This window comes from Parabacteroides leei, from assembly GCF_023369805.1.
Lineage (GTDB): Bacteria > Bacteroidota > Bacteroidia > Bacteroidales > Tannerellaceae > Parabacteroides > Parabacteroides leei.
Genome location: NZ_JAMBQG010000023.1, coordinates 65,922 through 89,359, shown reverse-complemented (window position 1 = coordinate 89,359; position 23,438 = coordinate 65,922). Strand labels below are relative to the sequence as shown.

Below are 23,438 nucleotides of genomic sequence, written 5' to 3'. Positions count from 1 at the left end.
TCAACCCATATGGAACTGGGGACTGATTTTTAATCAGTTTTTGACTATATTTGAAAACCGAATCCGGGTTTAAACCCGGATTCGGTTCCTGTAGTTTTGAATTTACACAAAATTGTGGATAGTCCCATTTTTGTATTGATAAAAGGCAGCTCACTGATGATTCTGTCAATGAGCTGCTATAAATGAATTAAATACCTTTCCGCTTGCGTTGGACATCTGCAATCATGTCCTTGACCTCTTGTCCTACGGTTAAAAAATTCTTATAAAGTATGCGTTCCTTCTCTTCTTTAGATTTGAAAACATAGAATTTGGGCAATGGATAATTGGCATAATCATCTTCCTCTTTCTTGATTTCTTGCATATCGAAGTCTGTCTTGCAGAAGAACTTGCTTGTCTTAAATTCTTCGGATTCCTGGATGTTCATGTTGTCTCTCATGCCAGTTTTGGTCTTCACAAAGTCACGGGCTGTCTGTCCGCAGATCCAACCAGTGGCCATATCACTGATTTTTGAAGCAGGAACCAAGTTGTCGAGGTTCTCATTCAGATTGATGCTGGTCTTATCTCTATCGATGGTAACACCTTTCTTGAGCTGAACCACTTTACCGAAGATATCATTGGATAGCCATTCCAAGGTTTCTTTGCTTCTTGCAGAACCTGATACTACATTACCAACGGTAGTGATAATCTTCTGCATACCCACTTTGCCATAGTCGGCTTCCAACTGAGGGAGTTCCTGAAAGCCTAATGCGACTGAAACTTTGTTGCTTCGGGCTGTACCAATCAAGCGGTCAATTTTATGGAAGTAAAGGGTTGGCAACTCATCCACAATGATGCTTACAGGAATATTCTTGCCTTGTCCGGTATTCACACGAGTAACGAGACGGTTCAAAATCAAAGCATTCAAAGCACCGATGATGCTTTCCATTTCGGGGTCATTCGCAATCAGCAGGTAGCTTGGATTCTTTGGATCACTTACCTTCAAGTCGAAATCATCACCGTCTTTATGAAATACCCAATAAGATTCTTTTGTTGCTAATCGGCTGGTATATACACGCAAAGTACCAATCATACCCTCTAATTGCTCCATGGCTTTATTCTTCAATGCAGTCTGGAAAGGGCCGAGTAATGGGGTTACCTCGTTGTCGGTTTCAAGTACCTCAAAGATAGTCTGATAGCTTTCATTCAAGAACGATAAGATGTGAGGCATATCGGAATATTTGCCCAACCAATAAGCCGGCTCAACAATTTCACCGCCTTTTTTGTCACGCACAACGCCCGTCGGTCGCCAAAACTTGGTCGCCTTGTCTTGTACTTTCTCTGCATAGAGTTTATTACCATCCTTATCGTAGGGTTCTCGCTCGTAGTTCACAAAGTAGTATATACAAGCTGCCAAGAAGTTAACGGCAGAAGTTTGAAAGAATTGGTCGCTACCTCCACCGCCTTCTTTCTTTCCCTTTTGTAGGGATTCAAGCAATGTTTCAGCTGTTTCACTGGCTGCTGCCAAGTTCTGAATATATTTCTTTTGAATAGGATTCACTCGTCGGCTATATTCCACATCCACGAAGTTGATGATATTAAACTTACAACCTTTGGGTGTCTTACCTTGCTTCTGATTAATCTTGTAGTGGTAATAAAGCTTCTGTGCTAAGGTAGGGAATTTATAATCATAGACTACCATTGAAAAGCCCTTTGCTGAGTGCTGACGGATGTATGGCTCAATAATTGAGAACGTCTTACCGGAACCAGGAGTACCAACTACCCAACAACCACGGAAAGGATTGGTGATATTTGCCCATCCTTTGCGGAACTTGCCTTTATAGTAATAGCGCATCGGGATATTCACTGAGTATTTGTTTTCCACAAGCTTATCACATTGCTCAAAGCTCTCATTCTCCAGATTGAAACGGTCTTTCAACAAACCTTCCTTCAAGAACTTGCTGATGTTATCCAAGGCAACATGCACCAATATAGTACCGAAGATGGTTAGTATCATGTAGAAGATGACGTTCAAACGGATGCCATACAGACGGCTTGCCATAAGTCCGTCACCTTCGCCATGTCCCATATTATAGAGAATAACAGAACCGGCAATCAGAAGAACACCTGATACCAAAGGGTACAATACTTGGTTGCGGGCATTGAACTCCAGATGTTTCTTATTTCGAGTACCTATGCAGGTAATGCAGACCAATAGGAATGTAGCCACCTTACTATATACCAGATTGTTGTCGTTGTAAATGAGCCACCTTTTCATTCTGTCATGAATGTCACAGACAATTCCGTTCCAGTGGTCCAGCATAGCAGGGTCGATGGCGTACATGAAGAACTCCAATACCAGGGAAACATAGATGAGTGATCTGAATATCTTATAGGCAGTCTGTAATTCTTTGCTTTCTTCCATTGCCATAATGATCGTTTTTAGTTTCTATTATTCTGTTACAGATTTAATATACCACTTGCCATTTTGCTCCTTAACCTCAGTGCCATAGTTTAGCTTTATATTGGCTAAGAAGTCTCCAATCTTTTTCAGTTTTTGATGACCGATACCATTGATACTGGCAATCTGCATTTTAGTATGGCTAATAAGCTCACCAACCTTCACAATGCCTACATTCTGTAAAAGCTCTACTGTATTGAGCGACAGTCCTGTTTGGTATAGATTGCTTCCAAGTAGCCCGTATTCAATCCAACCTTCCATTGAATCTTTTTCTTGGAGAATAGTTTCTGTTGAATCAACATCTACAGGAATCTCATCCTCATTAACCAGTACTGGAGAAAGAATTGTATCTTGCTGTTCTTTCTCATTCAGGAGTTCTCGCAATTCAGCGTTCACGGTCTTCAACTCTTCAATTTGACGGAGGTATGCTTTCTCTCTTGCTTGCTGTTCTTCAATTTGCTTTTCTTGTCGTTTGGTCATATTTGCCACTATGTTTTTAAATTCTGTATTACTACTGTAAATCGTATCGAGTTGACTCTTCAAACTCAGATTACAATCAATCAGTTTCTGATTATAACTGAGTAAACTATCCATCGCAGTCTTGTATTCAGTAGTCATGACATAGTATTCATTTCCATCCACTTCCATCTTTTTATTGAGGTGGATATTCGTCTTGTTGGGCTTGTCGCAGCAGTTGATAATACTACCCACCAAGAAGATGGTTGAAAATACCATGGTTGCAATAATGGTAAAGACGGCCGTTTCATGTGGATCACAGATAACAGCTGTAATAAAGGCTACCAACAATAGAAACAGGATAAAAATCATCATATTTTTCTTTCTCATTTTTAGTTAGTTGTTTAGTGTGACAATAGGTCTTGCTTTGTGGGCTTGAATCTTTGGTGTCTCCAACATACCACCGCTTTCCAATGAATAGAGCCATGCTTTAACGCTGGCTTGTCCTTTTACTTCCGTAGATGTCCAATACCAACATTCATTGGCTTCGTCAGGCAACGGTGTGCCACCACATGCAATGATATAGGGATTGACGACATTTTTCATTGAGTAGAGCAATCTCATCTGAGCAACAGATGGCACATAGGCACTTTGCCCATATCGCCATAGCTGAAAGACTTCTTCTGCTAAAGGTGAAGAGGTGTCTTTAGTACTATAGATGCTGTAGGTATTGGCATTGCCATCCAAAGCTGTCAGACTGGTCGAAGTACCTTGAATGATACCTAGACTATCAGCGAACGAAGTTGGATTAACATCTTTCAGGTACACGGCATAACCATTTCCTTCAACGTCTTCTTTCTGATTGATGTAAAAGACCACCGCAATGGGTTCTTTCTTTTTGGCTTTTACTTCTTCAAGAGAATGTACGTTACCATCGGTACACAAGATATGTCCGACTTTCATGGCTGTATCGGGAAAATCCTTGTGGGCGTCACAGGAACTGAGCAGAATACCTATTGCTGCCAAACAACAAGTTGCTATGTTTTTAATTTGCTTCTTCATTTCTTTCTGATTTAATTTCCACATGGTAGTTTTACACCGATGACAATGCCTGTACGGAACAAGTCTTGCCCTTTAATAAGACAATCACTCTTTACCTGCCAGTAGAGTTTCCATCCACCTTTCAATGAATAGTTTTGTTCATAACCGACATGGATTCCGCCTAAGAAATCATTCGTGTCAGATCCAGCTGAAGCTCCAATACGCAGATTGCCATGACTGTTCCTTGTTCTGGTCACACAGGGTTTATAAGCTACACCCAAACCCCATGTACGGTAGTTTCTCCAAAAAGATTCGGGACAGATATGACCGCATGATTCACATTCTTTCCACTTGATACAGCCGTTTGCAAAGTATTCCCAGGCATTATGATACTTGGTTTCATGCTCGTAGCTTAGGGTCACGTCGGCACTATTTTCATAGAGCAAGCCTATACCTAAAGATATATGGTTGTTGTTCTGAGCAAAGGCGGTTGTCGCCATACTGATGACTGCAACCAAGGCTAAAACAAACTTCTTCATTTACTCTTCCTCCAATAATACTTTGTTGAAACTATCGGCACACAACACATCTTCATAGTCAATGTTAAGACTGATGGTGCGTCCTGAAATCTGCTTTTCACTCATCTCTATGGTCAGAATCTTATCATTCGGGAAGGTCAGCTTCTTTACGACAATGATATTTCTATAACCATATTTGAACGACTGGGTCTGTTCTAACTGCATTTCTGGAGTAAGCTCTATGACTTGATTGTTAGTCGCTTTCGATATTTTCTTATCGGCGAGTTTCAATCGAATCTCATCAATGTCAAAGCGAATGTTGGTTTTATTCTCAACGCTATAATCAATGAAGAAATAATCACCTACAGCATAGATGTTGTTCAGTCGCATCTCCATACGATGCTTCTTTGTCTTTACATCACGCCACTTGGCCGGTGATGACCAAATGTTACGGGCGATATGGTACATATCCTCGGTAGAAAGACTGACAGCAGGGTTATGGTAAGCCGTTTGTTCCATACGTTGAACGACTTTGTCTGTTACTGCTTCCTGTAAACGAGTTGTATAGAGCAAAGCATACTGGGTGCGATAGCGTTCAGTTACAATAGTTACAATAGCCAAAACTTCTCCATCTTCATGAGCTCCTTCCTTGGGCTTCAACCGAATGGTATTGTTGATGGGTTGGTCTCCAGCAATCTTATCCGTAGAAATATCCACAAAGCGGATAGGTTCAGTTGCGGTGATAACGGTGGTTACTTGTTCATTGACCGTGAGACGTTCCATCTCTTCGTAGGTCTGCTGGGCAAAAACTCCTTGGATAGAGGCTGCAAATACCGCAATGGCGGCAAACATCTTTCGTATATTCATTTTTCTTGATTTTCTGATTGTTACTTATCTTTTTTCTCACGACCGTTTACGAGATACACAAACGATCCGTATTTTAGTTTGACACTGTTTTTCTTGATGGCTTTACTGATAGCGTTGCTGGTTCTGGTATAGGCATTTTGTACAGCCTGCATTCCCCATTGGGTAAAGCTGCTGCCTTGATTGCCATTATTCATGGACATATTTCCGTTCATGGCACTGGAAGCTACATCCTTACTGGTTTCTCTAAAAGAACTGCTTGGAACATATAGGCCTTCCAAACCATCGGTATCATAGACGGACAGACTTACCTTGACCAATTCATCGCCAACCATCAGGCTGTTGATGTTACCTTTCACTCGCTGACTGCCAAAGCCACTCATAATAGCATAGATATAGGAACCTTTCTTAACGATAGTCTCATTGATTTCCACATCGTCCAACAGGCGAAGTCGGACTCTGGATCCATCCACCGCCTTGATATTCTCATCAATGATGGCTTTTATCAAATGGGGCTCTTTTTCATTCTCGGCAAGCGTATTGAAATAGTCCGATGTTGTCTTAACCTTCTTGACTACGGCTTGTGACTTGGAATCATCACCCAATTCTGATACACCTTTTTGAGTGATTTCTATTTTTCCTTTCAACTGCGTGCCTGTAGTCATGGTATCTTTTGGCTCAACAGGAACTTCGTTCAGCCCTTTTCGTCCTTTCAAACGAGCTTCTGCCAATGCCTTGTTCAACTCATCCATGACTTCCTGTTCACGTTGTTTGCTTCTGGCCAGTCTGTCAGCTTCAGTCAGATTGATACTTGAACTGTCATTCATCATGCCTTTACCTTTTTCGGCACTTTGACGCAATCTCTCTTGCATGAGGCTGGCGTTTTCCATTTCCTCAGTCCTTTGGGCTGCGTCTGCGTCCAGGAGTGCAATATCTTCTTGTGTGTATTTAGAGTCATATTCTTCGGTCTGCTTTTCGTCATCATCTCTTTCTATATTTTCGACAGCTGAGAAGTCCTGGATTCTGCCAAAGGATTTCTGCATATTGTCATACTTACCACCGATACCATCATTCGTAATCTGTGCCTTGGGTAAGTCAGGGTTCAGATATTCGGTTGTCTGCATATTGGTAGGTGTTTCAGCTAATTTTGTATCAAAGATGTCTATGATAAAGTAGCCACAACCCATCAACAACGGATAGAGGATAGCAGGAAGCACATACTTCGGCTGTTTCCAGTTAATGTTTTTGAGATTCATTGTTACTTGTGTTTGATTTGTTGTTTGTACTTATTACGTTCTCTCGTTCTGCCTTTTCTTTCAAGAGCTTCTCATATTTCATTTCAAGTTCCTTAATCTTACGGTCTTTGCCATGCAGCTTATCCAAAGCTTTTTCTTGTCTTTGGGTAGCTGTGGTTTGTTTCTGTTGGCTTGAAGCATTACAAACCAATGCTATACGATAGATATTGAAGGTAAAGCAGCAGATGACGATGCCAAATACAATGGCGAGAAACAGATTCCTGTGTTCATTGGCAAAGCGTTGCAACCAAGCAGCCGCTTTGTCAATTCTCGTGATTCTGGCAAACTTCTTACCGGTCTCAACTTCCTTTTCATAACGTTCTTTGTACTTAGGGTCATCCTTATCAGGCATCTTTTCCCCGAATATCAATTTCTTCCAGCCCATAGATTAGTAGTTTACTTTGGTTTTCTGTTCGATATCCTTATTGAGAAGCGTTCTCCAGTTCACAATCAAGAGTCCATGAGGGTTGTTGTCCGTTCTTGGAACTCGTTTCAACTTACCGGCTGTTACCAATTCACGGGTCAGGATATTAGTCCTGCGTTCGATTCGTTGGCGACCATAGTATGTGAATTCCATTTTCTTCTCATCCAGTTTAATACTGTCACAGAAGATGCTGAATACCGCACTTGTGCCCATGATATTGTTGTAAAATCCCTTTTCTTTCAGGGTATTATACTGTGCTAAACCAGTTTCATCTACGAGATACATGGCTTTATTCATCGTATATTTGATGTACTTGTCATCAGGTGCAAGTGTAAAGAAGAAATGGTGGAACATTTCAATGTGGCTTCTTGCTTCCACATCGAGGGTTTCTTCCATCGTTGTTCGTTGTACAAGGATTGGAACATTGCTGTCCAAAACATAAATCTTTTGTTGGGCGTCATTCACCATTGACTTGGCAGTCCAGATTGACGATACGCTGATGATGATACACCCCAACAGGAAGAAGCCACAGATGATTGTGACTAGTCTGATCTTATTTTCGAGGTTCTTTATTACCATTGTGTTTGTGTTTGAATTGTTATTTCATGAAATTACCGATTGCACCGGTAGCCGTTGTTTTTGCCTGTTGAGCTACACCTTCACCAAAGTTACGGGTAGAGAATGCTGTGTCACCTTCAGGAATCATCCACGAAGCCAAGTCCGGTACAAGGTTCAGACATTTCAATGCGACTATACTTGCGGCCATTAGATAACCTGCCGAGAAGAATGAATTCTTAAGGTATCCAACCATGGATGTTGTGGATTCTGTGATTGCTGTGAGGTTCTCGACTTGAATACTCAGGACAATATCAAATAGCAATAGCACATAGAAGCCTACGAAATAGAGCATTGCACCATAGAAATGCACAGTCAGATAACGTGTTATCCACTTCGCCCATGCGCCTTCCCATTTTGGCAAAAGACTGAAAGCCCATTGGATTGGCCCGAATATCGTCAGCATTCCAAGTAAGATTTGTTGCACATAAATCGTCGCCCACCAGCCTATGCGATATACAATCAAGGCCAAAGTCATCACTATTTTATCAAGACAGATAATAGCACCAGAGGTTAATGAGGTGAACCACATTTGACTAGATTCTTCCTCCATCTTTGTTACTTCCGATACTCCAGCTTGTTCCATCGTTGCTTCTGCCACATTCGGGTCTTTAGAACCTTTATTTGCAACGTCAGCTTTTGCCTGTAATCCACTATAGATGGTATCGCGTGTATGAATCAACTCCTGGACTTCGGTAAACTTGTCACTAATCTGAGTGGATTCGGCTTCATAAAGGTCATGGGTATAGCTACCGATACAGTTTGGTATATAGGACAGGAAGTCCAAAAAGCACCAACTGCTATTACTATTTGTAATGCCAGTATCAGCAGGAGGATACCACCAGCACATGATGACGGCCACAGCCAAAGGCTTTAGCATTTTCATAACGTCCAGAGGCTCGTGCTTGACCATCATCTTGTAGGTCAATTGTGCTGCTACTATCAAAGAGAAGAGCGCAGCCAATGCCATACACATCTGGAGAATCCACCAAAATGGCCCTTGTTGACCTGTAAAGGTGGCATCACAGAGGAATTCATTCGTTTGAAAAATGACATCATCTATCTCTTCTTCAAGGATATTGATACCGAAATCGCTTAGGATATTGTCAGCCATACATTTGTGTTATAGTTTTGTCAATTGTGTCTTATAGTTCTTCATCGCATGATGAATTTTCTGTTCGCATACAATCAGAAGCATAGAACGAATACCATCTTCGTCTATAAATTTGATAGGCATCTTCGTGGTGTAACCCAATCCATTCACCTTTGGAATTTTAATGGAATAGGATTTGATGGATTTGCCCACATAAGATTTATAATCAGAAATGCCAATACGTTCTGCAACTGTTGCAGCTCTGTAAAGAGCGTTGCCATTCTCACTTTGGGAAACTTGAATTTCACCAAAGAGAGGATGGTTCACTACTTGTAGTTTTTGCTCATCCATTTCAATATTCTTTTAGTAGTTATCGAAATTAAGTTCACGAAGTCTGTTTTCTTGTTCCATCACAGGAATAATACCGTACTTCTTTAGAAATTCATAGAGGAAGAGACGGCCTTTCTGTGTCCACTGAGAATGTTCACGTAAGGTATTGTTATCCAATCTTACGTGTACGCTCTTCATATATCCCTTGCTCTGATAATCGGCATAAAGTAGCCACTGACCATTCACGCAATACAGAATCTTTTTATCATGAAGGAACTTGTTGAGCTTTACAGCAGACAAACCATATTCCTTCGCAATCTGAGTGGTGCATACGCAAGACGGAGTGGACATGATGTAATCAACGAACGACTGACGGACTTCCAATACACGAATGGCTTTTTCCTGTCCCTCGATAATATCCTTTTGGACTTCGTTACGTTCCTCGGCAAGCTCACGAGCCTGTTTCTCCTTTTTGAGGTTTGTTGCCAACTCAATCAAGAAGTCAGGTTCATTCAATGCTCGCTCAATAGTCTTTTCAGTCAAGTAGGCACCATTCTTTCGGATTGATGGCAAAACTTCCTCGACAACCCAGTCTTGAAACTTCTCAGCTGCTGGTAGCTTACTACGCATAACTAATCGGTAGATGTCACTTTCCGAAATATACTTTGTTGGCTGTAAAACTACCGTACCGCACTGATTTTCAGAGGGGGTGCCTAAAACGTTCACCCCCTTACAATGCTCTCTGATTGCTTTTTGAGGATTACTATAACCAAGTGCTTTTGCCACGTCATTGGCCTTGAACAACACCTTACCATCATTACACTGAATGGTGGTCATTTCACCGAACTGTGGGTGATTGAAAATCTGAAATTGATTTGTTTCTTTCATGTTTGTATATTTATTTTTGTGTTAATATTTTCCCTTCCATTATTCTTTGTTGCCATTTACACTTGTACTCCAACCAGCTTCTCTCCATCGGTTCAAAGCGGAAGCGGCAATGGCTGCAACTCTATTAGGCTTGTTATAAGTGCCTGATAGTAGTTCATTCGTTTGGTTGGCATTGTACAGTCTGACGACGTACTTTACCAAAGTCTCATTTTGTCTGCATATATCTGCATAGATACGCAGGTACTCTTTTTTACGTTGCGCATTGGGCATGTAAGCATCTTGTGTGGCTTTGATGGCGCACTTATACATATTATAATAGTCCTTCCATCGTTCCTGATTATCAGGTGAACCACCTGCATCCAAAATGCGATCTATATTTTTCTTATAGTCTTCAAGCTTGTTTGTGATTTTCTCACCTTCCACTTTCCAAGCGATGTCTAATGCACCTCCTTGACGGTCTGCAACATTTAAGGCTTCTATCTTTGCTCGTTTTACCATAGCTGAATCAAGAGATTCTGCCATCTCTACTTGGTTGTAAGCATTCAGTCCAGAGAGTGTTCTATATTCCAACTTGTTTTTGGCATTGGCTGTCTTCTTATAACTATTATGGAATAGCCAATAATAGTATTCGGGAGTTAGCGTACCAGAACCAATCTCCATAACAGTAACCTGATTCATCTTTGATGCATCATGGCTGTAGCTGACACTCTGAGCTTGAGAGGTCAGAGCGATACAGCTTAGTCCGATAAGTCCAAATAGTTTCTTCATTTTTTCTTTATTAAGGCGTCATGACTTGATCTTTTCCAACGAACTAAAGCATCATTGGTGATTTCCAGTTTTGACCTGTTTATATTTGTAGCTTCTTTCCAGTAACCCATACGGAGTTGTATGAATCTCCATGTCTCGAAGTAGGTTCTGTTCAAAGTGATTTCAATGTTGTCCAATGACATGTTGATGGATGCCATTATCAGCATCAAGTCGTTGGTTGAACAAGCTGCTGCACCTGTTGCATACAAGACCAAATCTGAGACAGACTTGTAAAGCTCTTTACCATCTTTATAAACTCTTTCCAACATTTTCTTGTTGACACTGATAATCAGAGTATCTATCATCCTGATTTTCCCTCTCTTTATGACATTCTCGTTGTAATACTCCAACAGATTCTTATAGTCACTGATTCTATCAGAGACATTGTTATAGGTATCATACATATTCATCGAGGTGCGAAGAGATTGATAGAGTACATCAATCACATCGAACGCTCTGGTGTATTTATCCAGTTCTACGTTCAGTTCTTTATATTCAACAGCAGCCGTCTTGCTATAGTCGTGTAGTAACTGGTTACTCAGTTCCAATGTTGAGCGTGCCAACAATAGACTGCGTACCTGTTTATGGTCATTGATATAAGCTTCCAATGCAGCTGGATCACTTTGTGCTCTAACCACGAATGGTAGGGATAGAAGCACAATCAATACGAATCCGAATAGTCTATTCATGTTCTGGTTCCTCCTCTGATTTAATAGCCGGCGACGGCTCAGGTTCTGTCATTTGACCAGCAGGTTTACTTTCCCTTTGTTTGGAGCGTTCATTTCCGCCAGACTTGACTGCTTCTAAGGCATTGTTCATCCATCGCTCATGGCTTTCCTCCAAGATTGTTTGATGTCTGCCTTGTTCATCATTTATAGTTGGACCTATACGATTCCACACATCCGTAATATTCAGTCGGTAATACATCATCTTTTCAAGGCTCACCAAGTCTGAATAGATTTTTGTCAACCGGCTGTCAATCTCACGAGCCACTTCCAATCGGTCTGATGACCAAAGCAGATGATAGGTATCTTCAGTATCATCGGTATCAGCAGGTTTGGATTTGATATATTCCGTACTCACTTTGCAGTTTGGATATTGGCGTGCAATCTCTGAAACTCGATTATTGACAAGCTGTACCTTCTTTCTCTCATCATCGTCAGGATTTAGTTCGAGGATATCAACCACTTGGGTATCTGTATATTCGGAGGTCAGTTTCCATGAAATCTGAATGATGGCTCTATGAATCTTGATACCTAAGAAATACTTGGGCTTGCGAGCGATGGTTACAGTTGCTGAGAAAGTGACAATTCCCTTTATGTTTGGCATGGTTGCCTTACGATAATAGGTGTAACCTTCCCACCAACCATCATCTTGCCATGTGAGGTTGTATGCATTCTTACAATCCTGCATAATTGCAGGGATTCGGTAATAGTCATCAGTTTGTACGGCATTGTCTTCATTGGCTTCTGCCTTTGCCTGTGCTATATCTTCCAGCTTCTTGTTCCATGTATCCAATTCAGCTTGAAGCTCATTTATCTTTGCTTTGTTTGCATTATACTGCTGTCTCAATGTTGCAGCTTGTTCTATGGACGAAGATGCTATCTGCTTTATAATGGAAGCATTCTCTTTCTCCAAAACATCTATCTGAGATTGGAGTAGTGTAGCATGCTTCTTGGCATCTGCGTCCATTTCATCCAATTCAGAGGTGTCTAGCTGTCCATTTCCTGTAAGTGTGGTTTGCATCACACATTCTTTTGTGTGGGCATTTAACGAACCCCCACAAGTGCGACATTTATATTGAGTAGTACCTTCACCTAATGATACGCCATCGGTGCAGGTTACAGAAATGATAACATTCTCACATCCTTTCAACTTGGCGGCATCTGTGGCTTGGTAGTAGTTCTTTGCATCTGTTCCAATGTAATAGGTGTAACCATCTTCATTGTCATTCAGCTCAGCCAACTTTACATTCATTTGAGCCTGAAATGTGTTCAAGTCCATCGAATATGAATCGAAGTACTCTTCATAGGCTTCCTCTACATAATTCCAACTTTTGGTAACAGTGATAGAATAGGCATAGGCCTTTTTACTCTGTTTGCCATTGGTAGTGATGATATAGGAACTTCTCCAGTAATCCATGTAGTAATTGAACCCGTCATTTGAGTTATTCAACTGCGCAACTTTGCTTCTTGACCATCCTGCATAATTTTCAGAATTACGAAGTATCTGTTCAGTCTGAGTTGAATTAGGATAGAAATTGGCATCTTTTGTATCGAAGCGTGTCCAATGTGGCCCCTTGATAATATCGTCTTTTCCTGTAGGTGGTTCGTAATCACATAGAATGACAGAACCAGCATCACGTCGATAGATATACCAACGCTGGGTATAATATCTGCCCAAGGATTCTTGGTCATAATCAGTTAGCCAAGAAGTCATATTATAATTCGCTACATTGAAAAGCTTGTTCACATCTGCCTGTCCACCCATAAGTCCTATGAGTGTTCCTCCAAGGTTATTCTCCAAATTGTTGAACATACCATAAGAGTTTTTTGCGATATTGAAGATTGCCGTAGCTCTACTGGTCACATTGCCGTTAAAGGAGTTGTTGCCGATAATGGAACCTTCCGCATTGGCGGCTCCAGAACTAATCAGGCTTACACCTGTATTATAAAGTTGGTCAATATCATTGGCAAGATTTTCCTTGGTGAAGTTTTCACTCACATTGCTTAGATTGTCAATGAAACCTTTCCAATCCATACCGGCATTAGTCAAATCAAATATTGCTTGCATCTCAGGAGTTAATTCCAGAAATACAATATCCTTGAAAGACAGACGACTGTTGGTTACGACTGACTCAAACTGCATACATAGATTCTTGGTGTCATTACAAGTCTTCATTAGATAGCTTCCCCAGTACATCGCATTGGCCGGCTTCTTCAACATCAATCCAGATACAGTCCAAATCTTCGGCATGATTTTAGCCGATACCATATTATAGATTCTCCGGTAGTAATAGTTTTCTTCGGCAGATGCCCACAACCCTAAAGTGGTGAGTGCTTTTCTATCCATGTACTTAGATGAATAGATTCCAGTAGCTGCAGCACTTGCTGTTTCGTAATGTTTCAAGATGTCCTGTACTTGATTGTTGTAATAGGATTCTGCAGCAGCCTCCGTTCCATACGCACCAGACATGGCTGCAATGGTTTTGGTATCGTAGTTGATACGGTAGTATTGGGCTGACATACGCTGTATGCCAACCAACATAACTATCACTATGAGTAGGAATCTATGCATTGCTAGTTTACGCTTTTGTGTTACTACTATATTGCTAATACGCTATTGTAAGTTATTACTATGCTACTACTTTAGGTGAGATTCAGCACTTTACCTTCATTGTTTACCTTTTGTGCAAACGCTAAAGACTTATCAATACCTGAAAGATTCCAGTCCTTACAGTAGGCTTCGATAGCCTGCTGGTGTGAACAATGAAGTTCTTTCTTATAAAGCTTCAAGGCTTCTTTCTCTGCTCGTTCGGTAGTGTAGGTCATGTAACATTCTCTTGGTTCTTCTACGCCAAATACGCCACTGGTGGTTCCTCGACGAATGAAGACTTCTCGAAAGAAACTTCTACCAGTCTTGTTCTCTAGACGATTGATGGTGAAGATTTTCTTGCAATCTACATCGGTCAAGCCAAGGATAGCCTTGATATTATCGAAGCGTTCCTTAAACTTGCTTTGGTCAAGTAACATCACCACATCTGAGTTGTTGATGATGGCTTCCTTGACTACAGGACTACCTATGATATCTTGAATTTCTTGTGTTACCACACCCACAGATGCCCAAAACTTACGAGCAGTCTTATAGAGGTACTTGATATACTCAGCCATCAGTGGACTGGCAATGGCTTTCCAAGCTTCCTCGATAACCAATACTTTTCGGTTCTTCTTGATACGCATCTTCTGTAGGAACACGTCCATGATAATGAGCGTTACAATCGGGAAAAGCAATGGATCATCTTTGATAGCATCAATCTCGAAGACGATGAAAGTTTCATCGAACAGTGAACCGTCCATGTCTTCATTCAGTGTCTTATCATGATTCCCACCTCTGTAGAAGTCCTTCATCATGTAGCGGTATGTAGAGATATCTACGCCAGTCAAATTATTCTCATGGCAGATATCTGGAATACGTTGTACCGAGTATTCATAGAATGTATTGAACGATAGGGTTTCCACTTTGAGTTCCTTGCGTCTTGCTTCTATTGAATCTATCTCTTTGTCGATACGTTCTTCTCGTTGGGCTTCGTTCTCCTGATGATTACGATTGTTGTTTCTATCATCTACCAAAAGACTTTGTCGTAAATCTTCACGTTGGGGTGGTGTAAATCCATCAAAGCCGTTGAAATAGACACCGTAGTATTCGGTGATGACTTGGTCAATCAATCTATCTTCTGTTTTGCTGATGGTTGCCTGAGAACCTTTCCAAATGAGTAGAATCAGATTCTTCAAGAATCCTGTTTTCTCCACATTGAGCTCTTCTCGCTTGATACGGAATGGGTTCATGGTAATCGGCTTTTCTTCGGTATAGCTGATATATTTACCACCGACATACTCGCATAGTCCTTCATAAGAGTTACCCGTATCGACCATTACCACATCGGTATTCTGCTCCCAAAGTTGGCGTACCACGCTGTTCATGTGGAAGGACTTACCGCTTCCAGAAGGCCCTAAACAAAAGAAATTCGAGTTGTCCGTGAGCTTGTTTCTTCCTTCCTTTCCGGTGATATCAATAGCTACTGGTACTCCTTGGCGATCTGTATAGCAGATCTTCAAAGGTGTATCTTCACTATGCCGGATATTCTCCTTATAGAGAAGACAAGTGGCAGCATCACTCAATGTTAGAAAGCGATCGTAATCTTCACTCATTCCATAGCAGTTGCCTGGGAATGAATTCACGAACATTTCTAACTGGTTATAAGCACGTTTGCTGATATGGATGCCCATACGACCAAACTGATTTTCAAGATGATTGGTACATTTCTGAATATCCGTATCAATGTCAGTGCATACAACCAAGTTGTAGTGGGTATAGACAAGCTGTTTGCTTTCTCTGGCGATGACTTCCTGTACGCGTTTAATGTCTTCCACTGCCATTTCATTAGATGGATTTGGAATGCTTGAATGACGGTTTTTCTTCTTATCCAACAGGGATAACTCACGCTTTTGGTTGGGCATGAATATCATCTGATTGTAGATAACCGTTTCTGCTCCGGGAATGCTATCAATGTGAGAAAGCAAATCCACAGGCATGGAAGTGTTGTTCACCTCGATATTGGAGAAAGGACGTACCATACCCGGTAGGTTGGCATAATCCACATCAACCAAGCTATATACCTTACAGCGTTTGTCGCCCATCTCGATACATTCATCATCGACCTTGAAATTGCTCATGGAGATAGTCTTGTCGGTAAAGTTCATGGCGAAGTAGCGGTCAACATATTCATTGGTCTGCTTCTTATTCAGGAACTCGGCTTTAACGCCTCCATCTCGCAACTGGTCTTGTACCTTACGAATCTTGACCAAGAAATCTCGCCACTTTTTAGGGTCGTAAGAGAACAGTCTGCTTTTCTTGGCTTCTTGTGTGATGACCAAGTAGCATTCGCTATCTGTATAAGTGCGACCGGTAAAGTAGCGGAAGTAAGATTCAGACAGGAACTCTTTGGGACTGTCATCATCGGCTTCAAACTGCTTTCTGGTGAAAATATCCTGCTTATGGATAGCATAGCCTTCACCCAACGTCTGCACCAGAGCAGAAAAGAGATGGGTGAACTCATAGTAACTGTCGATATTAGCTGAATATTTTTGAACAGGATTGGTCAACTTCAACACAGCTGAGTATTCTCCAGTCTTGGTATATATTACACCCACACCTTTATTATCTTCCACGGAGAAATAGATATCCTGAAAGATTTTCTTGCGTTTGCCACCTGTCCCGAAGGCGGCTACAGAAAGAGCCATACCTCCGAGAAGAGCGAAAAAGAATAATATTACGTATAGGGTCATTGATTTTCTATTTTAAACTTGTATTTCAATCTGGCATCGCATCCAAGATGATGGTGTCAAGGGCATCCTCCCAATAACTTCTCCAATCATCAAGCATAAGATTGGTGGCTTCTTTATATTCACCATAACAATCCTTATTGGTGGCGAAGAAATCGAAGATATCATCACGAATATCATCACAGAATTGCTGAGCCACCGATTTACGTTGGTCATCTGACATGGCTTTCAGATACTCCTTGCAATCCTTAGTTTCAGGATAAAGAGTGATGTAGATAAGTGTCCCGCTTTTATCATTGAAGCTGACACATACCTTATCAGAATTGGCCGGTGAATGGGCTACAAGACGGAATGACACTGGAAGAAGAGCTACATGTGACTTGCTTTTTCCTGGTATTTTAATGCTGACGATGAATGGTTTCATGACTTTTTCTTGTTTGGATTATTGGACTTGGTTGATTCAGACGAGGGCTTCTCCAAGTATGAGTTCTGCATCACCTCTCTGAATACACTGATATTAGAAATGCATTCAAACTCAAAATCGGTTTGCCATTCTGATTTGGTGTAGTTCAAATTCATAGCCTTAATTCCATCAGCGTAAATGATCTGATTGGGAAGTTCATCCAAATCATCATCTTCATAACTGTCGTTGGTAATGAAGTAGAGAATGTCATAGTTGATGGAAGCCAATAAATTTCTGGCAATTCTTTTCAACGACTTCTTATCCGTGTGAAGAATAATTTCCTTCATGTCCTTGTCCGTTTCAATGGCAGTTGACATAATGAGTGAGCCATCGAGACTCAGAAAATTTAGGAGACATGTGCCTTCTTGGTCAAATGTAACCGTCATATCGAAAGAATCTGGTAGTGTTGTAATACGTCGTCTTGAACCATTCTTATCGTTTACTGTTTCTGCTAATACTAAATTCATGTATTTGTGTTTGTGGGTTTTAGAATAAATAAAATAATCTCAATTGGAGCTTGGCATATTGCTTGGATAGTCCTCCAGCAATGATTCCATGGTCAAAGTCAATCATGTAAAATGACGAACTTGACTGCTCTGTAGAGGTGAGGTATTCACCTTTTGGATCTTGAAGACCCAAGGCCATTAAAGGTCTGCCTTTAAATGGATGGAGGCTATAGTAGAACTTGGTCATTTCAGCCAACGAGGGCACATAGCTTCCGGGGTGTTTCAGTGTTTCATCCAACATACTCTTTCTTGGCAAGTTTATTCCTGTGTGTGCCTGAGTAATGATGTCATTTATCGAACTGGAACTGGTGAGAAGTTTATGGGTCAGCACTTCTCCTTGCTGATACCCCAAGGCACATCGCTCTGAATAGGGCATCTTGGGCTTGTAGATGATGGCATTTTCTTCTTCAACACCATCTTCTTTGCGTGGATTCAATACACCTTCTTTTCGCTTGCCATCGACAGTTGTAAATAGCTGTTTACTTGTCATAGGCTTTTTGCTGAAACAATAGCTTCCCAAAGCATCTTGCAAGGCAATGGCTTTTCCATGCTTACCATCGGTCTCAATAATAAGCGCGATGGAATTGCTGTCTGGTTGTTTGCTGATATAACCTTCCTTTTGCAAGTAGTAACCAACTTTCACCGTATCAACTATATTCACTGGTTGAGACTCTAACATGGGGCGTTTGCTTTCCACCCAGCTGCTTGTAATAGTCAGACCATCTTTCCCTTTTCTTAGGATGAGTTGTGTCAAGCTTCCAGCTACCAAAGGAGGCAAGGTTGCTTTCACCGCATAGTTGCGTTCATTGATTCTTGCAAAGAAGTTTACTACGCCTTTCACGTCCGTTGGAATCAGGTAGAAGTCATGTTTACGCCCATTGTTCAAGAGAATATCATGACTGTTGGCTTTTATACCACCATTCATAGCCTTTGAAACCCATAATCCTTTATATGGTTTATACATTCCTTCGGTATAGATCTCGTCTCCCATGATTTGCAGACTATTCAGCATATCACGTACATCATCACTTTCCATTTTAATACGGAGCTTGGCCATCGAACTTTGCATCTTCATTTTCACGTTTGTTACGCTGGTGAAGCTTCGATTGCTTTCTGTTGCAAAGAGTTGATCCCCAAATGGAGCTTTCATCTGTAGGGTATCCTGTGCCGTCAATCCTTTATGATAGGGAAAGCAGGCATAAATCAAAGCTGTGGTGTCTGTTGTAGAAGCATTTCTGTCTGCACAACTGTATTCACGTCCCTTTTTGACAAAGACTACACCTCCCAATGCTGTACACTCTTCTTGCGTTGCATCGTTCAGTTGAGCATATACACCCAATGAAAGTGGTTCATTGAAGTTTTTGTCATCTTCAAAACTGATGACGAAAGGCTTTTTAGCCTGCTCCCAATGCGCCCTGGTCTGACTGGCTGTATTCTGTGCTTGCATTCCGAGCCCTTTATTCTCAGAGCCACTGCAACTGCTTAATAATGAAAGGATGAAAAGGAATATGGAAATAATGGTCATAGCGAATAAATAAAGATAGGCTGCCTGCAGAAGAACTACACATGGTAAGTTTTCTGTAGGAAGCCCATCGGTTTAGACATTTGTGTTTGATTGAATCTTTGTGTTCATTTTGTGTTTGTGTTGTTTGTTACGTTATACTTTCTTGGAGCGGGCATAGATGAAAACACCTTTGCCTTCTTTCTTGGAATGCAGACCTTTCTTCTGTTTCATAAAGATAAAGGCTGCCCCGGTTCCCAATGAGACTACCAGTGCTATCAATCCAGCCACGAATCCAATCAAGCAGTAGGCTAAGATGAAACCGACAATAGCTCCACCAATAGCACCGGCTGCCCAATAGATGTAGCGACCCTGTACGCCCATAAATTCAAGAGGCTTTTGCAAACCTTTGAAAATGGGATAATCTTGATATTGCTCTTCGGTCATCGTTGTTCATGTGTTTAAAATGAATACGCTGGATGTATTATCCTTGATTAGCCTTATGCACCTACACCAAAGAACAATGGAAGTGCCTGAGCAGCAGCCACCAAGAAGATACAAGCGCCGACAATCATCATGATTGATTTCTTGACATCCTGCTCCTCATTGTTCATTTTGATGTAAACTGAAATTGCCCCGACTACCGCCACAATTCCTGCGATTGCGTAGCACAACTTGACTACATACGGAATGTACTTGGCGATTTCGGTGGTCACTGTACCCAATGCGGTAGTACCAGCCGAGTAATCACCTGCTGCATTCTGAGCGAAAGCTGCTGTTGTACCTACAGCCAACATCAAGGCCATTGTTTTCATTCTCTGAGAAGAGCAAAGAGACTTTCCCATGCTCTTAAATTTGTTTTTGATTTTCTGGATCATTCTTAACTTTTTTGGTTTGTGTATATACTCGTCTGGCCAGTTGAGTTTTTTATCTAATTAGTTTCTTGTTTGTTGCGTTTTTGTTGCGCGTTTATATTTGGTAGCCAAAGAAGGCTGGAAAAACGATGGATGCACCAATCATAAAAAGGCAGGCACCCACGAGTGTCATGATATCTTTGGTTACACCTTCTTCACCGACATTCATCTTGATATAAATTTGCATGACGGAGTAGATGGAGACGATTGCTGACACCGCATAAATAAGGTAGAGCGTGTAGAGCATCATGGTCACAACATAGTCGTGTGCCTGCGCCAACCCATCTGCGCCCCAACTGTAATCTACATTTCCGCACTTGGCTGATAGTCTTTGGACGGCTGTTAATGCAAATCCGATGGTCAGTAATCGAAGACTTGGTTTATAATTCATTCCTTGTTGTCTTTAGCAGGTTGCCTGGTACAGTATCAATATTCATGAGTGCAGTTATAAATTCGCTGCTCTCAAATTCTTTTGAATGTTCAGGTTTGATTTCTTCCATACCTTCTTTATATAAAGTGATGATGGCATGGTCGGCTTGCGTTGGAGCATTATTATCATCGTCCGCTTCTTCCTCTTGAGATTCGGTTGTCTCGTTGTGGTTTTCTGCTTCAACTTCGGTTTGCTCTTCCTCAGGATCGGTAGAGAAACTGAATCCGTCACCCATCTCTCTGACTTCTGTAATCACTTCCTCTGTTTCCTCGGTAGCGACTTCAAAAGTTTCTTGTTTGGTGGTTTGCTGGTCTTTCTTACCATACAAATCTCGTCCAATCATCCAGGCATAATAGATCACATAGATGATGGTTAGCACTGTGGCAAATACTCCAAATACGCTCATATTTCTTTGTTTTCGTGTTTGTGTTATTAAAAATCTGCTGCAAAGGAATAGCTGTTTTTGTGTATAAAGAAACACAGCTACCTTTTGAGCCGTTCTTTTAACTGCATTTCAGCAAATAGCCAAAATCACACTCTGTTTTCATACTCAAAGAAGTGACATTAGGGCATAAAATAAGCCCTTCGATGATGAAGAGCTTTATTTTTAGGGTTTTAATAAAACAATGGTGAGTGTGCCGAGTATGAATTCATTTCTTTCGCCACGATTTTTTCTGGAGATAGGTACTGACGTTTTGAAAATCGGCATATCTTACAGATGCATCAACGACGTGTCTGTCAGTAAATGCACCTTGGATAGTTTCAGTAATGGTTCTGCCTGTCTTATCATTATTGAGATAACAATAGATATGGGAGTATGCATTAAGGTTGGGCAAGGCCTTGCTTATTAACGATGGTGAGTTTAGTATGTACACATCGGCAAACTTCTCTACTAGAATTTCTGTTTCTCCATTTGCCAGAAGGGTCTTATAGGAAAGGAAGTCGATAAAGTCTGTGAATACGCAGCATGAAGAGGCAATCACATTTGGATCCATACGAACAATTGAGATTGCTAAAGGTAGCATGTGGCCACTGTAGATATTACTTCTCAGTTCATAGCCGCCATGTATATTGGGATAAGCAACAGCTTGGCAATCTCTATCGTTGAAGCGAAAGCTAATTTGCTTGCAATACTTGTCGGCAATGGCGAAATCGATGTTTCTTGAGGTAAAGTAGGCTATATCCTTGATACTCTTCAATTCCTCAATGGTTACACACTTGACGGATTCTTCCAGTCCAGTAAGAGAGAGTACATCGAAATGTGTAGGTGGCACAGCCGGTGCAGTTTCATCTATCTTGTCCAAAAGGATTGGCATGATGTCTGTCTGATACAGTTGCTTGGCCAGTTCAATAATATTTCCTCCCTTATCTGTACCTTGGTCAAACCAAACATTATTTAGGACATCCACGATAAACGAGGGTACTTCTTCTTTGCGAAAGGGGGAGTAATACCAAAGGCGATTGCCGTTTGCTTCTATGGGTTCTAATCCTAACTTTTTTAGGAATTTCTCCAGCTTGATACGCTTTGCTTGTTCAATATTCATCTGAATTATTTTTTTGATTAGAGTTTGATGGCTTATTTATGGGAAAGGGCTCTGCACGAAGTTCATCCATAATTTCTACAGGATGAGACTCAATCCATTTCTCCAAGTCTTTACGCTTGATAAGTATCGTTTTACCATTGGGCTTGTGATAACGTATCTTTTTTCTACCAGTAAGATGGTAGATAGTCGATTCTGTATAACCGGTGTAGTCACTTACTTCCTTAATGGTCAGGTAGCGTTTTTTGAGAAAGAATTTGTACTCTATCTGCTTTATACGTTCCTTGATTTGCTGAACTTCAGTTTTGAGCTCTTTCAGCGTTTTTTCAATTTCTATTTGGTTCATGTGCTATGTTTTGATAAGTAGTCATTTACATCGTTGTAGTCACGATAGCGAAGAGACTGGTCATGAACCTGATTGAGTGCTACTTTGAGCTTTTCGGTAGCCTTACGTCCTGCTGCATCATTATCCAGATAACAATGGATGATGTCGTAACCATTCAATACTTCCAGGGCTTTCTTGGTATTTGAAACGGAATTGAGAATGATGCTGTCCATTGCGTATGGTAAGGTCAGCTGCTCATCGTGTTTCAACTGAGCTGTTACGTAGGCAAGGAAATCAAAGAAGCCTTCAAAAACACAGCACTCCATGGTTTGTTGACCATTTGTCTGTAGGATAAGCGATATATCTTTACCGCCAATACAGCGTTTGGCATATTTGTTTCGAACTTCCATGCCACCACACATATTGAAGAAAGCGATTCCATAATAGGTTTTGCCACTGGCCAAGGTGTAATGAACCTCTTGACAATACTTCAAGGCTACATTTACATTTATATTCCTACTATAGATGTAAGCTAGAAGGTAGCAGTTTGTGATTTGCTTTACACAGTCAATCTTTGTATCATCCTCATGGGATATTCTTTGATCAGAAAGTGGCTGATAACTTTGTTGTGGACTTTTGTTAGTCTCACTATAGTTTGATAATGCCACGAGAACTTGGTGCATGGTCATATCAGGATTCAACCGTTGAACCAAATTGATAATGTTACCGCCACGTGATAAAGCAAAGTCATACCAAAGATTGGTATTGCAGTTTACTTTGAACGAAGGAGTTGCCTCTTTATGTAGTGGCGATAGGAACCAATAGTTGCTTCCAATCTTCTTGTGGGCTTGATAACCCAAATCGGTCAGGTATTCCACCAGACTGATATCTTTTATTTTATCTATTGTCATAATGCTCTATATTTTTT

General features: G+C 41.0%; 25 protein-coding genes. All 25 read right to left on the bottom strand.

Annotated features, from left to right (window positions below):
- Positions 1 to 187: 187 nt before the first annotated feature.
- Positions 188 to 2,401 carry a type IV secretory system conjugative DNA transfer family protein gene (locus M1P97_RS22980; RefSeq protein WP_074636923.1) on the bottom strand — a complete coding sequence of 738 codons (2,214 nt, stop codon included), beginning with the start codon at positions 2,399 to 2,401 and terminating at the stop codon, positions 188 to 190.
- A gap of 27 nt (positions 2,402 to 2,428) precedes the next feature.
- Positions 2,429 to 3,283: a hypothetical protein gene (locus M1P97_RS22975; RefSeq protein WP_143024782.1), complete on the bottom strand. Its 855-nt coding sequence runs from the start codon at positions 3,281 to 3,283 to the stop codon at positions 2,429 to 2,431.
- A 6-nt stretch (positions 3,284 to 3,289) separates the two neighbouring features.
- Positions 3,290 to 3,955 carry a hypothetical protein gene (locus tag M1P97_RS22970; RefSeq protein ID WP_074636920.1) on the bottom strand — a complete coding sequence of 222 codons (666 nt, stop codon included), beginning with the start codon at positions 3,953 to 3,955 and terminating at the stop codon, positions 3,290 to 3,292.
- An 11-nt stretch (positions 3,956 to 3,966) separates the two neighbouring features.
- On the bottom strand, positions 3,967 to 4,473 hold the full coding sequence (locus M1P97_RS22965) for a hypothetical protein (RefSeq protein ID WP_074636745.1): 507 nt from the start codon (positions 4,471 to 4,473) through the stop codon (positions 3,967 to 3,969).
- On the bottom strand, positions 4,474 to 5,319 hold the full coding sequence (gene traN, locus M1P97_RS22960; RefSeq protein WP_455430307.1) for a conjugative transposon protein TraN: 846 nt from the start codon (positions 5,317 to 5,319) through the stop codon (positions 4,474 to 4,476). It abuts the gene before it with no gap.
- Positions 5,320 to 5,339: 20 nt separating this feature from the next.
- Positions 5,340 to 6,572, bottom strand: coding sequence for a conjugative transposon protein TraM (gene traM, locus M1P97_RS22955; protein WP_249390322.1), 1,233 nt, complete (start codon positions 6,570 to 6,572; stop codon positions 5,340 to 5,342).
- Positions 6,553 to 6,996 carry a hypothetical protein gene (locus M1P97_RS22950; RefSeq protein ID WP_074636738.1) on the bottom strand — a complete coding sequence of 148 codons (444 nt, stop codon included), beginning with the start codon at positions 6,994 to 6,996 and terminating at the stop codon, positions 6,553 to 6,555. Before M1P97_RS22950 ends, traM begins: the two co-directional genes overlap by 20 nt.
- Before the next feature lie 3 nt (positions 6,997 to 6,999).
- The gene (gene traK, locus M1P97_RS22945) at positions 7,000 to 7,614 is read right to left on the bottom strand and encodes a conjugative transposon protein TraK (protein WP_074636736.1); all 615 of its coding nucleotides are present in this window, start codon (positions 7,612 to 7,614) and stop codon (positions 7,000 to 7,002) included.
- Between the two features lie 19 nt (positions 7,615 to 7,633).
- Positions 7,634 to 8,764 carry a hypothetical protein gene (locus M1P97_RS22940; RefSeq protein WP_249390321.1) on the bottom strand — a complete coding sequence of 377 codons (1,131 nt, stop codon included), beginning with the start codon at positions 8,762 to 8,764 and terminating at the stop codon, positions 7,634 to 7,636.
- A 9-nt stretch (positions 8,765 to 8,773) separates the two neighbouring features.
- Positions 8,774 to 9,094, bottom strand: coding sequence for a hypothetical protein (locus tag M1P97_RS22935; protein WP_074635729.1), 321 nt, complete (start codon positions 9,092 to 9,094; stop codon positions 8,774 to 8,776).
- Positions 9,095 to 9,106: 12 nt separating this feature from the next.
- Positions 9,107 to 9,910, bottom strand: coding sequence for a BRO family protein (locus M1P97_RS22930; protein ID WP_249390320.1), 804 nt, complete (start codon positions 9,908 to 9,910; stop codon positions 9,107 to 9,109).
- A gap of 90 nt (positions 9,911 to 10,000) precedes the next feature.
- On the bottom strand, positions 10,001 to 10,729 hold the full coding sequence (locus M1P97_RS22925; protein ID WP_249390319.1) for a DUF5045 domain-containing protein: 729 nt from the start codon (positions 10,727 to 10,729) through the stop codon (positions 10,001 to 10,003).
- Positions 10,726 to 11,457, bottom strand: a complete 732-nt coding sequence (locus M1P97_RS22920) for a hypothetical protein (protein WP_249390318.1) — start codon at positions 11,455 to 11,457, stop codon at positions 10,726 to 10,728. The genes M1P97_RS22925 and M1P97_RS22920 overlap by 4 nt, the downstream gene beginning before the upstream one ends.
- Positions 11,450 to 14,065, bottom strand: a complete 2,616-nt coding sequence (locus M1P97_RS22915) for a coiled-coil domain-containing protein (protein ID WP_249390317.1) — start codon at positions 14,063 to 14,065, stop codon at positions 11,450 to 11,452. The genes M1P97_RS22920 and M1P97_RS22915 overlap by 8 nt, the downstream gene beginning before the upstream one ends.
- Positions 14,066 to 14,136: 71 nt before the next feature.
- Positions 14,137 to 16,833: a TraG/VirB4 family ATPase gene (locus M1P97_RS22910; protein ID WP_249390316.1), complete on the bottom strand. Its 2,697-nt coding sequence runs from the start codon at positions 16,831 to 16,833 to the stop codon at positions 14,137 to 14,139.
- A gap of 25 nt (positions 16,834 to 16,858) precedes the next feature.
- Positions 16,859 to 17,254 (bottom strand): hypothetical protein, encoded by a 396-nt coding sequence (locus tag M1P97_RS22905; RefSeq protein WP_249390315.1) that lies wholly within the window; start codon positions 17,252 to 17,254, stop codon positions 16,859 to 16,861.
- Complete coding sequence (locus M1P97_RS22900; protein ID WP_249390314.1) at positions 17,251 to 17,580, bottom strand: hypothetical protein; 330 nt, start codon at positions 17,578 to 17,580, stop codon at positions 17,251 to 17,253. Before M1P97_RS22900 ends, M1P97_RS22905 begins: the two co-directional genes overlap by 4 nt.
- Positions 17,581 to 17,779: 199 nt before the next feature.
- The gene (locus M1P97_RS22895) at positions 17,780 to 19,246 is read right to left on the bottom strand and encodes a fimbrillin family protein (protein ID WP_249390313.1); all 1,467 of its coding nucleotides are present in this window, start codon (positions 19,244 to 19,246) and stop codon (positions 17,780 to 17,782) included.
- A 210-nt stretch (positions 19,247 to 19,456) separates the two neighbouring features.
- Positions 19,457 to 19,747: a DUF4133 domain-containing protein gene (locus tag M1P97_RS22890; protein ID WP_249390312.1), complete on the bottom strand. Its 291-nt coding sequence runs from the start codon at positions 19,745 to 19,747 to the stop codon at positions 19,457 to 19,459.
- 53 nt (positions 19,748 to 19,800) lie between these two features.
- Positions 19,801 to 20,178, bottom strand: coding sequence for a DUF4134 domain-containing protein (locus M1P97_RS22885; RefSeq protein ID WP_007215865.1), 378 nt, complete (start codon positions 20,176 to 20,178; stop codon positions 19,801 to 19,803).
- Between the two features lie 91 nt (positions 20,179 to 20,269).
- Positions 20,270 to 20,605, bottom strand: a complete 336-nt coding sequence (locus M1P97_RS22880; RefSeq protein ID WP_249390311.1) for a DUF4134 domain-containing protein — start codon at positions 20,603 to 20,605, stop codon at positions 20,270 to 20,272.
- Positions 20,595 to 21,050, bottom strand: coding sequence for a hypothetical protein (locus tag M1P97_RS22875; protein WP_249390310.1), 456 nt, complete (start codon positions 21,048 to 21,050; stop codon positions 20,595 to 20,597). Before M1P97_RS22875 ends, M1P97_RS22880 begins: the two co-directional genes overlap by 11 nt.
- A gap of 244 nt (positions 21,051 to 21,294) precedes the next feature.
- Positions 21,295 to 22,188 carry a hypothetical protein gene (locus M1P97_RS22870; RefSeq protein ID WP_249390309.1) on the bottom strand — a complete coding sequence of 298 codons (894 nt, stop codon included), beginning with the start codon at positions 22,186 to 22,188 and terminating at the stop codon, positions 21,295 to 21,297.
- Positions 22,178 to 22,531 (bottom strand): helix-turn-helix transcriptional regulator, encoded by a 354-nt coding sequence (locus tag M1P97_RS22865; RefSeq protein ID WP_249390308.1) that lies wholly within the window; start codon positions 22,529 to 22,531, stop codon positions 22,178 to 22,180. The genes M1P97_RS22870 and M1P97_RS22865 overlap by 11 nt, the downstream gene beginning before the upstream one ends.
- A complete protein-coding gene (locus M1P97_RS22860; RefSeq protein ID WP_249390307.1) occupies positions 22,528 to 23,421 on the bottom strand; it encodes a toprim domain-containing protein in 894 nt (297 codons plus the stop codon). The genes M1P97_RS22865 and M1P97_RS22860 overlap by 4 nt, the downstream gene beginning before the upstream one ends.
- Positions 23,422 to 23,438: the final 17 nt, after the last annotated feature.

Bases quoted from the DNA above. Each gene is read 5' to 3' on its own strand.
- M1P97_RS22980 (WP_074636923.1), bottom strand. From the start codon at position 2,401: ATGGAAGAAAGCAAAGAATTACAGACTGCCTATAAGATATTCAGATCA.
- M1P97_RS22975 (WP_143024782.1), bottom strand. From the start codon at position 3,283: ATGAGAAAGAAAAATATGATGATTTTTATCCTGTTTCTATTGTTGGTA.
- M1P97_RS22970 (WP_074636920.1), bottom strand. From the start codon at position 3,955: ATGAAGAAGCAAATTAAAAACATAGCAACTTGTTGTTTGGCAGCAATA.
- M1P97_RS22965 (WP_074636745.1), bottom strand. From the start codon at position 4,473: ATGAAGAAGTTTGTTTTAGCCTTGGTTGCAGTCATCAGTATGGCGACA.
- traN (WP_455430307.1), bottom strand. From the start codon at position 5,319: ATGAATATACGAAAGATGTTTGCCGCCATTGCGGTATTTGCAGCCTCT.
- traM (WP_249390322.1), bottom strand. From the start codon at position 6,572: ATGAATCTCAAAAACATTAACTGGAAACAGCCGAAGTATGTGCTTCCT.
- M1P97_RS22950 (WP_074636738.1), bottom strand. From the start codon at position 6,996: ATGGGCTGGAAGAAATTGATATTCGGGGAAAAGATGCCTGATAAGGAT.
- traK (WP_074636736.1), bottom strand. From the start codon at position 7,614: ATGGTAATAAAGAACCTCGAAAATAAGATCAGACTAGTCACAATCATC.
- M1P97_RS22940 (WP_249390321.1), bottom strand. From the start codon at position 8,764: ATGGCTGACAATATCCTAAGCGATTTCGGTATCAATATCCTTGAAGAA.
- M1P97_RS22935 (WP_074635729.1), bottom strand. From the start codon at position 9,094: ATGGATGAGCAAAAACTACAAGTAGTGAACCATCCTCTCTTTGGTGAA.
- M1P97_RS22930 (WP_249390320.1), bottom strand. From the start codon at position 9,910: ATGACCACCATTCAGTGTAATGATGGTAAGGTGTTGTTCAAGGCCAAT.
- M1P97_RS22925 (WP_249390319.1), bottom strand. From the start codon at position 10,729: ATGAAGAAACTATTTGGACTTATCGGACTAAGCTGTATCGCTCTGACC.
- M1P97_RS22920 (WP_249390318.1), bottom strand. From the start codon at position 11,457: ATGAATAGACTATTCGGATTCGTATTGATTGTGCTTCTATCCCTACCA.
- M1P97_RS22915 (WP_249390317.1), bottom strand. From the start codon at position 14,065: ATGCATAGATTCCTACTCATAGTGATAGTTATGTTGGTTGGCATACAG.
- M1P97_RS22910 (WP_249390316.1), bottom strand. From the start codon at position 16,833: ATGACCCTATACGTAATATTATTCTTTTTCGCTCTTCTCGGAGGTATG.
- M1P97_RS22905 (WP_249390315.1), bottom strand. From the start codon at position 17,254: ATGAAACCATTCATCGTCAGCATTAAAATACCAGGAAAAAGCAAGTCA.
- M1P97_RS22900 (WP_249390314.1), bottom strand. From the start codon at position 17,580: ATGAAGGAAATTATTCTTCACACGGATAAGAAGTCGTTGAAAAGAATT.
- M1P97_RS22895 (WP_249390313.1), bottom strand. From the start codon at position 19,246: ATGCAAGCACAGAATACAGCCAGTCAGACCAGGGCGCATTGGGAGCAG.
- M1P97_RS22890 (WP_249390312.1), bottom strand. From the start codon at position 19,747: ATGACCGAAGAGCAATATCAAGATTATCCCATTTTCAAAGGTTTGCAA.
- M1P97_RS22885 (WP_007215865.1), bottom strand. From the start codon at position 20,178: ATGATCCAGAAAATCAAAAACAAATTTAAGAGCATGGGAAAGTCTCTT.
- M1P97_RS22880 (WP_249390311.1), bottom strand. From the start codon at position 20,605: ATGAATTATAAACCAAGTCTTCGATTACTGACCATCGGATTTGCATTA.
- M1P97_RS22875 (WP_249390310.1), bottom strand. From the start codon at position 21,050: ATGAGCGTATTTGGAGTATTTGCCACAGTGCTAACCATCATCTATGTG.
- M1P97_RS22870 (WP_249390309.1), bottom strand. From the start codon at position 22,188: ATGAATATTGAACAAGCAAAGCGTATCAAGCTGGAGAAATTCCTAAAA.
- M1P97_RS22865 (WP_249390308.1), bottom strand. From the start codon at position 22,531: ATGAACCAAATAGAAATTGAAAAAACGCTGAAAGAGCTCAAAACTGAA.
- M1P97_RS22860 (WP_249390307.1), bottom strand. From the start codon at position 23,421: ATGACAATAGATAAAATAAAAGATATCAGTCTGGTGGAATACCTGACC.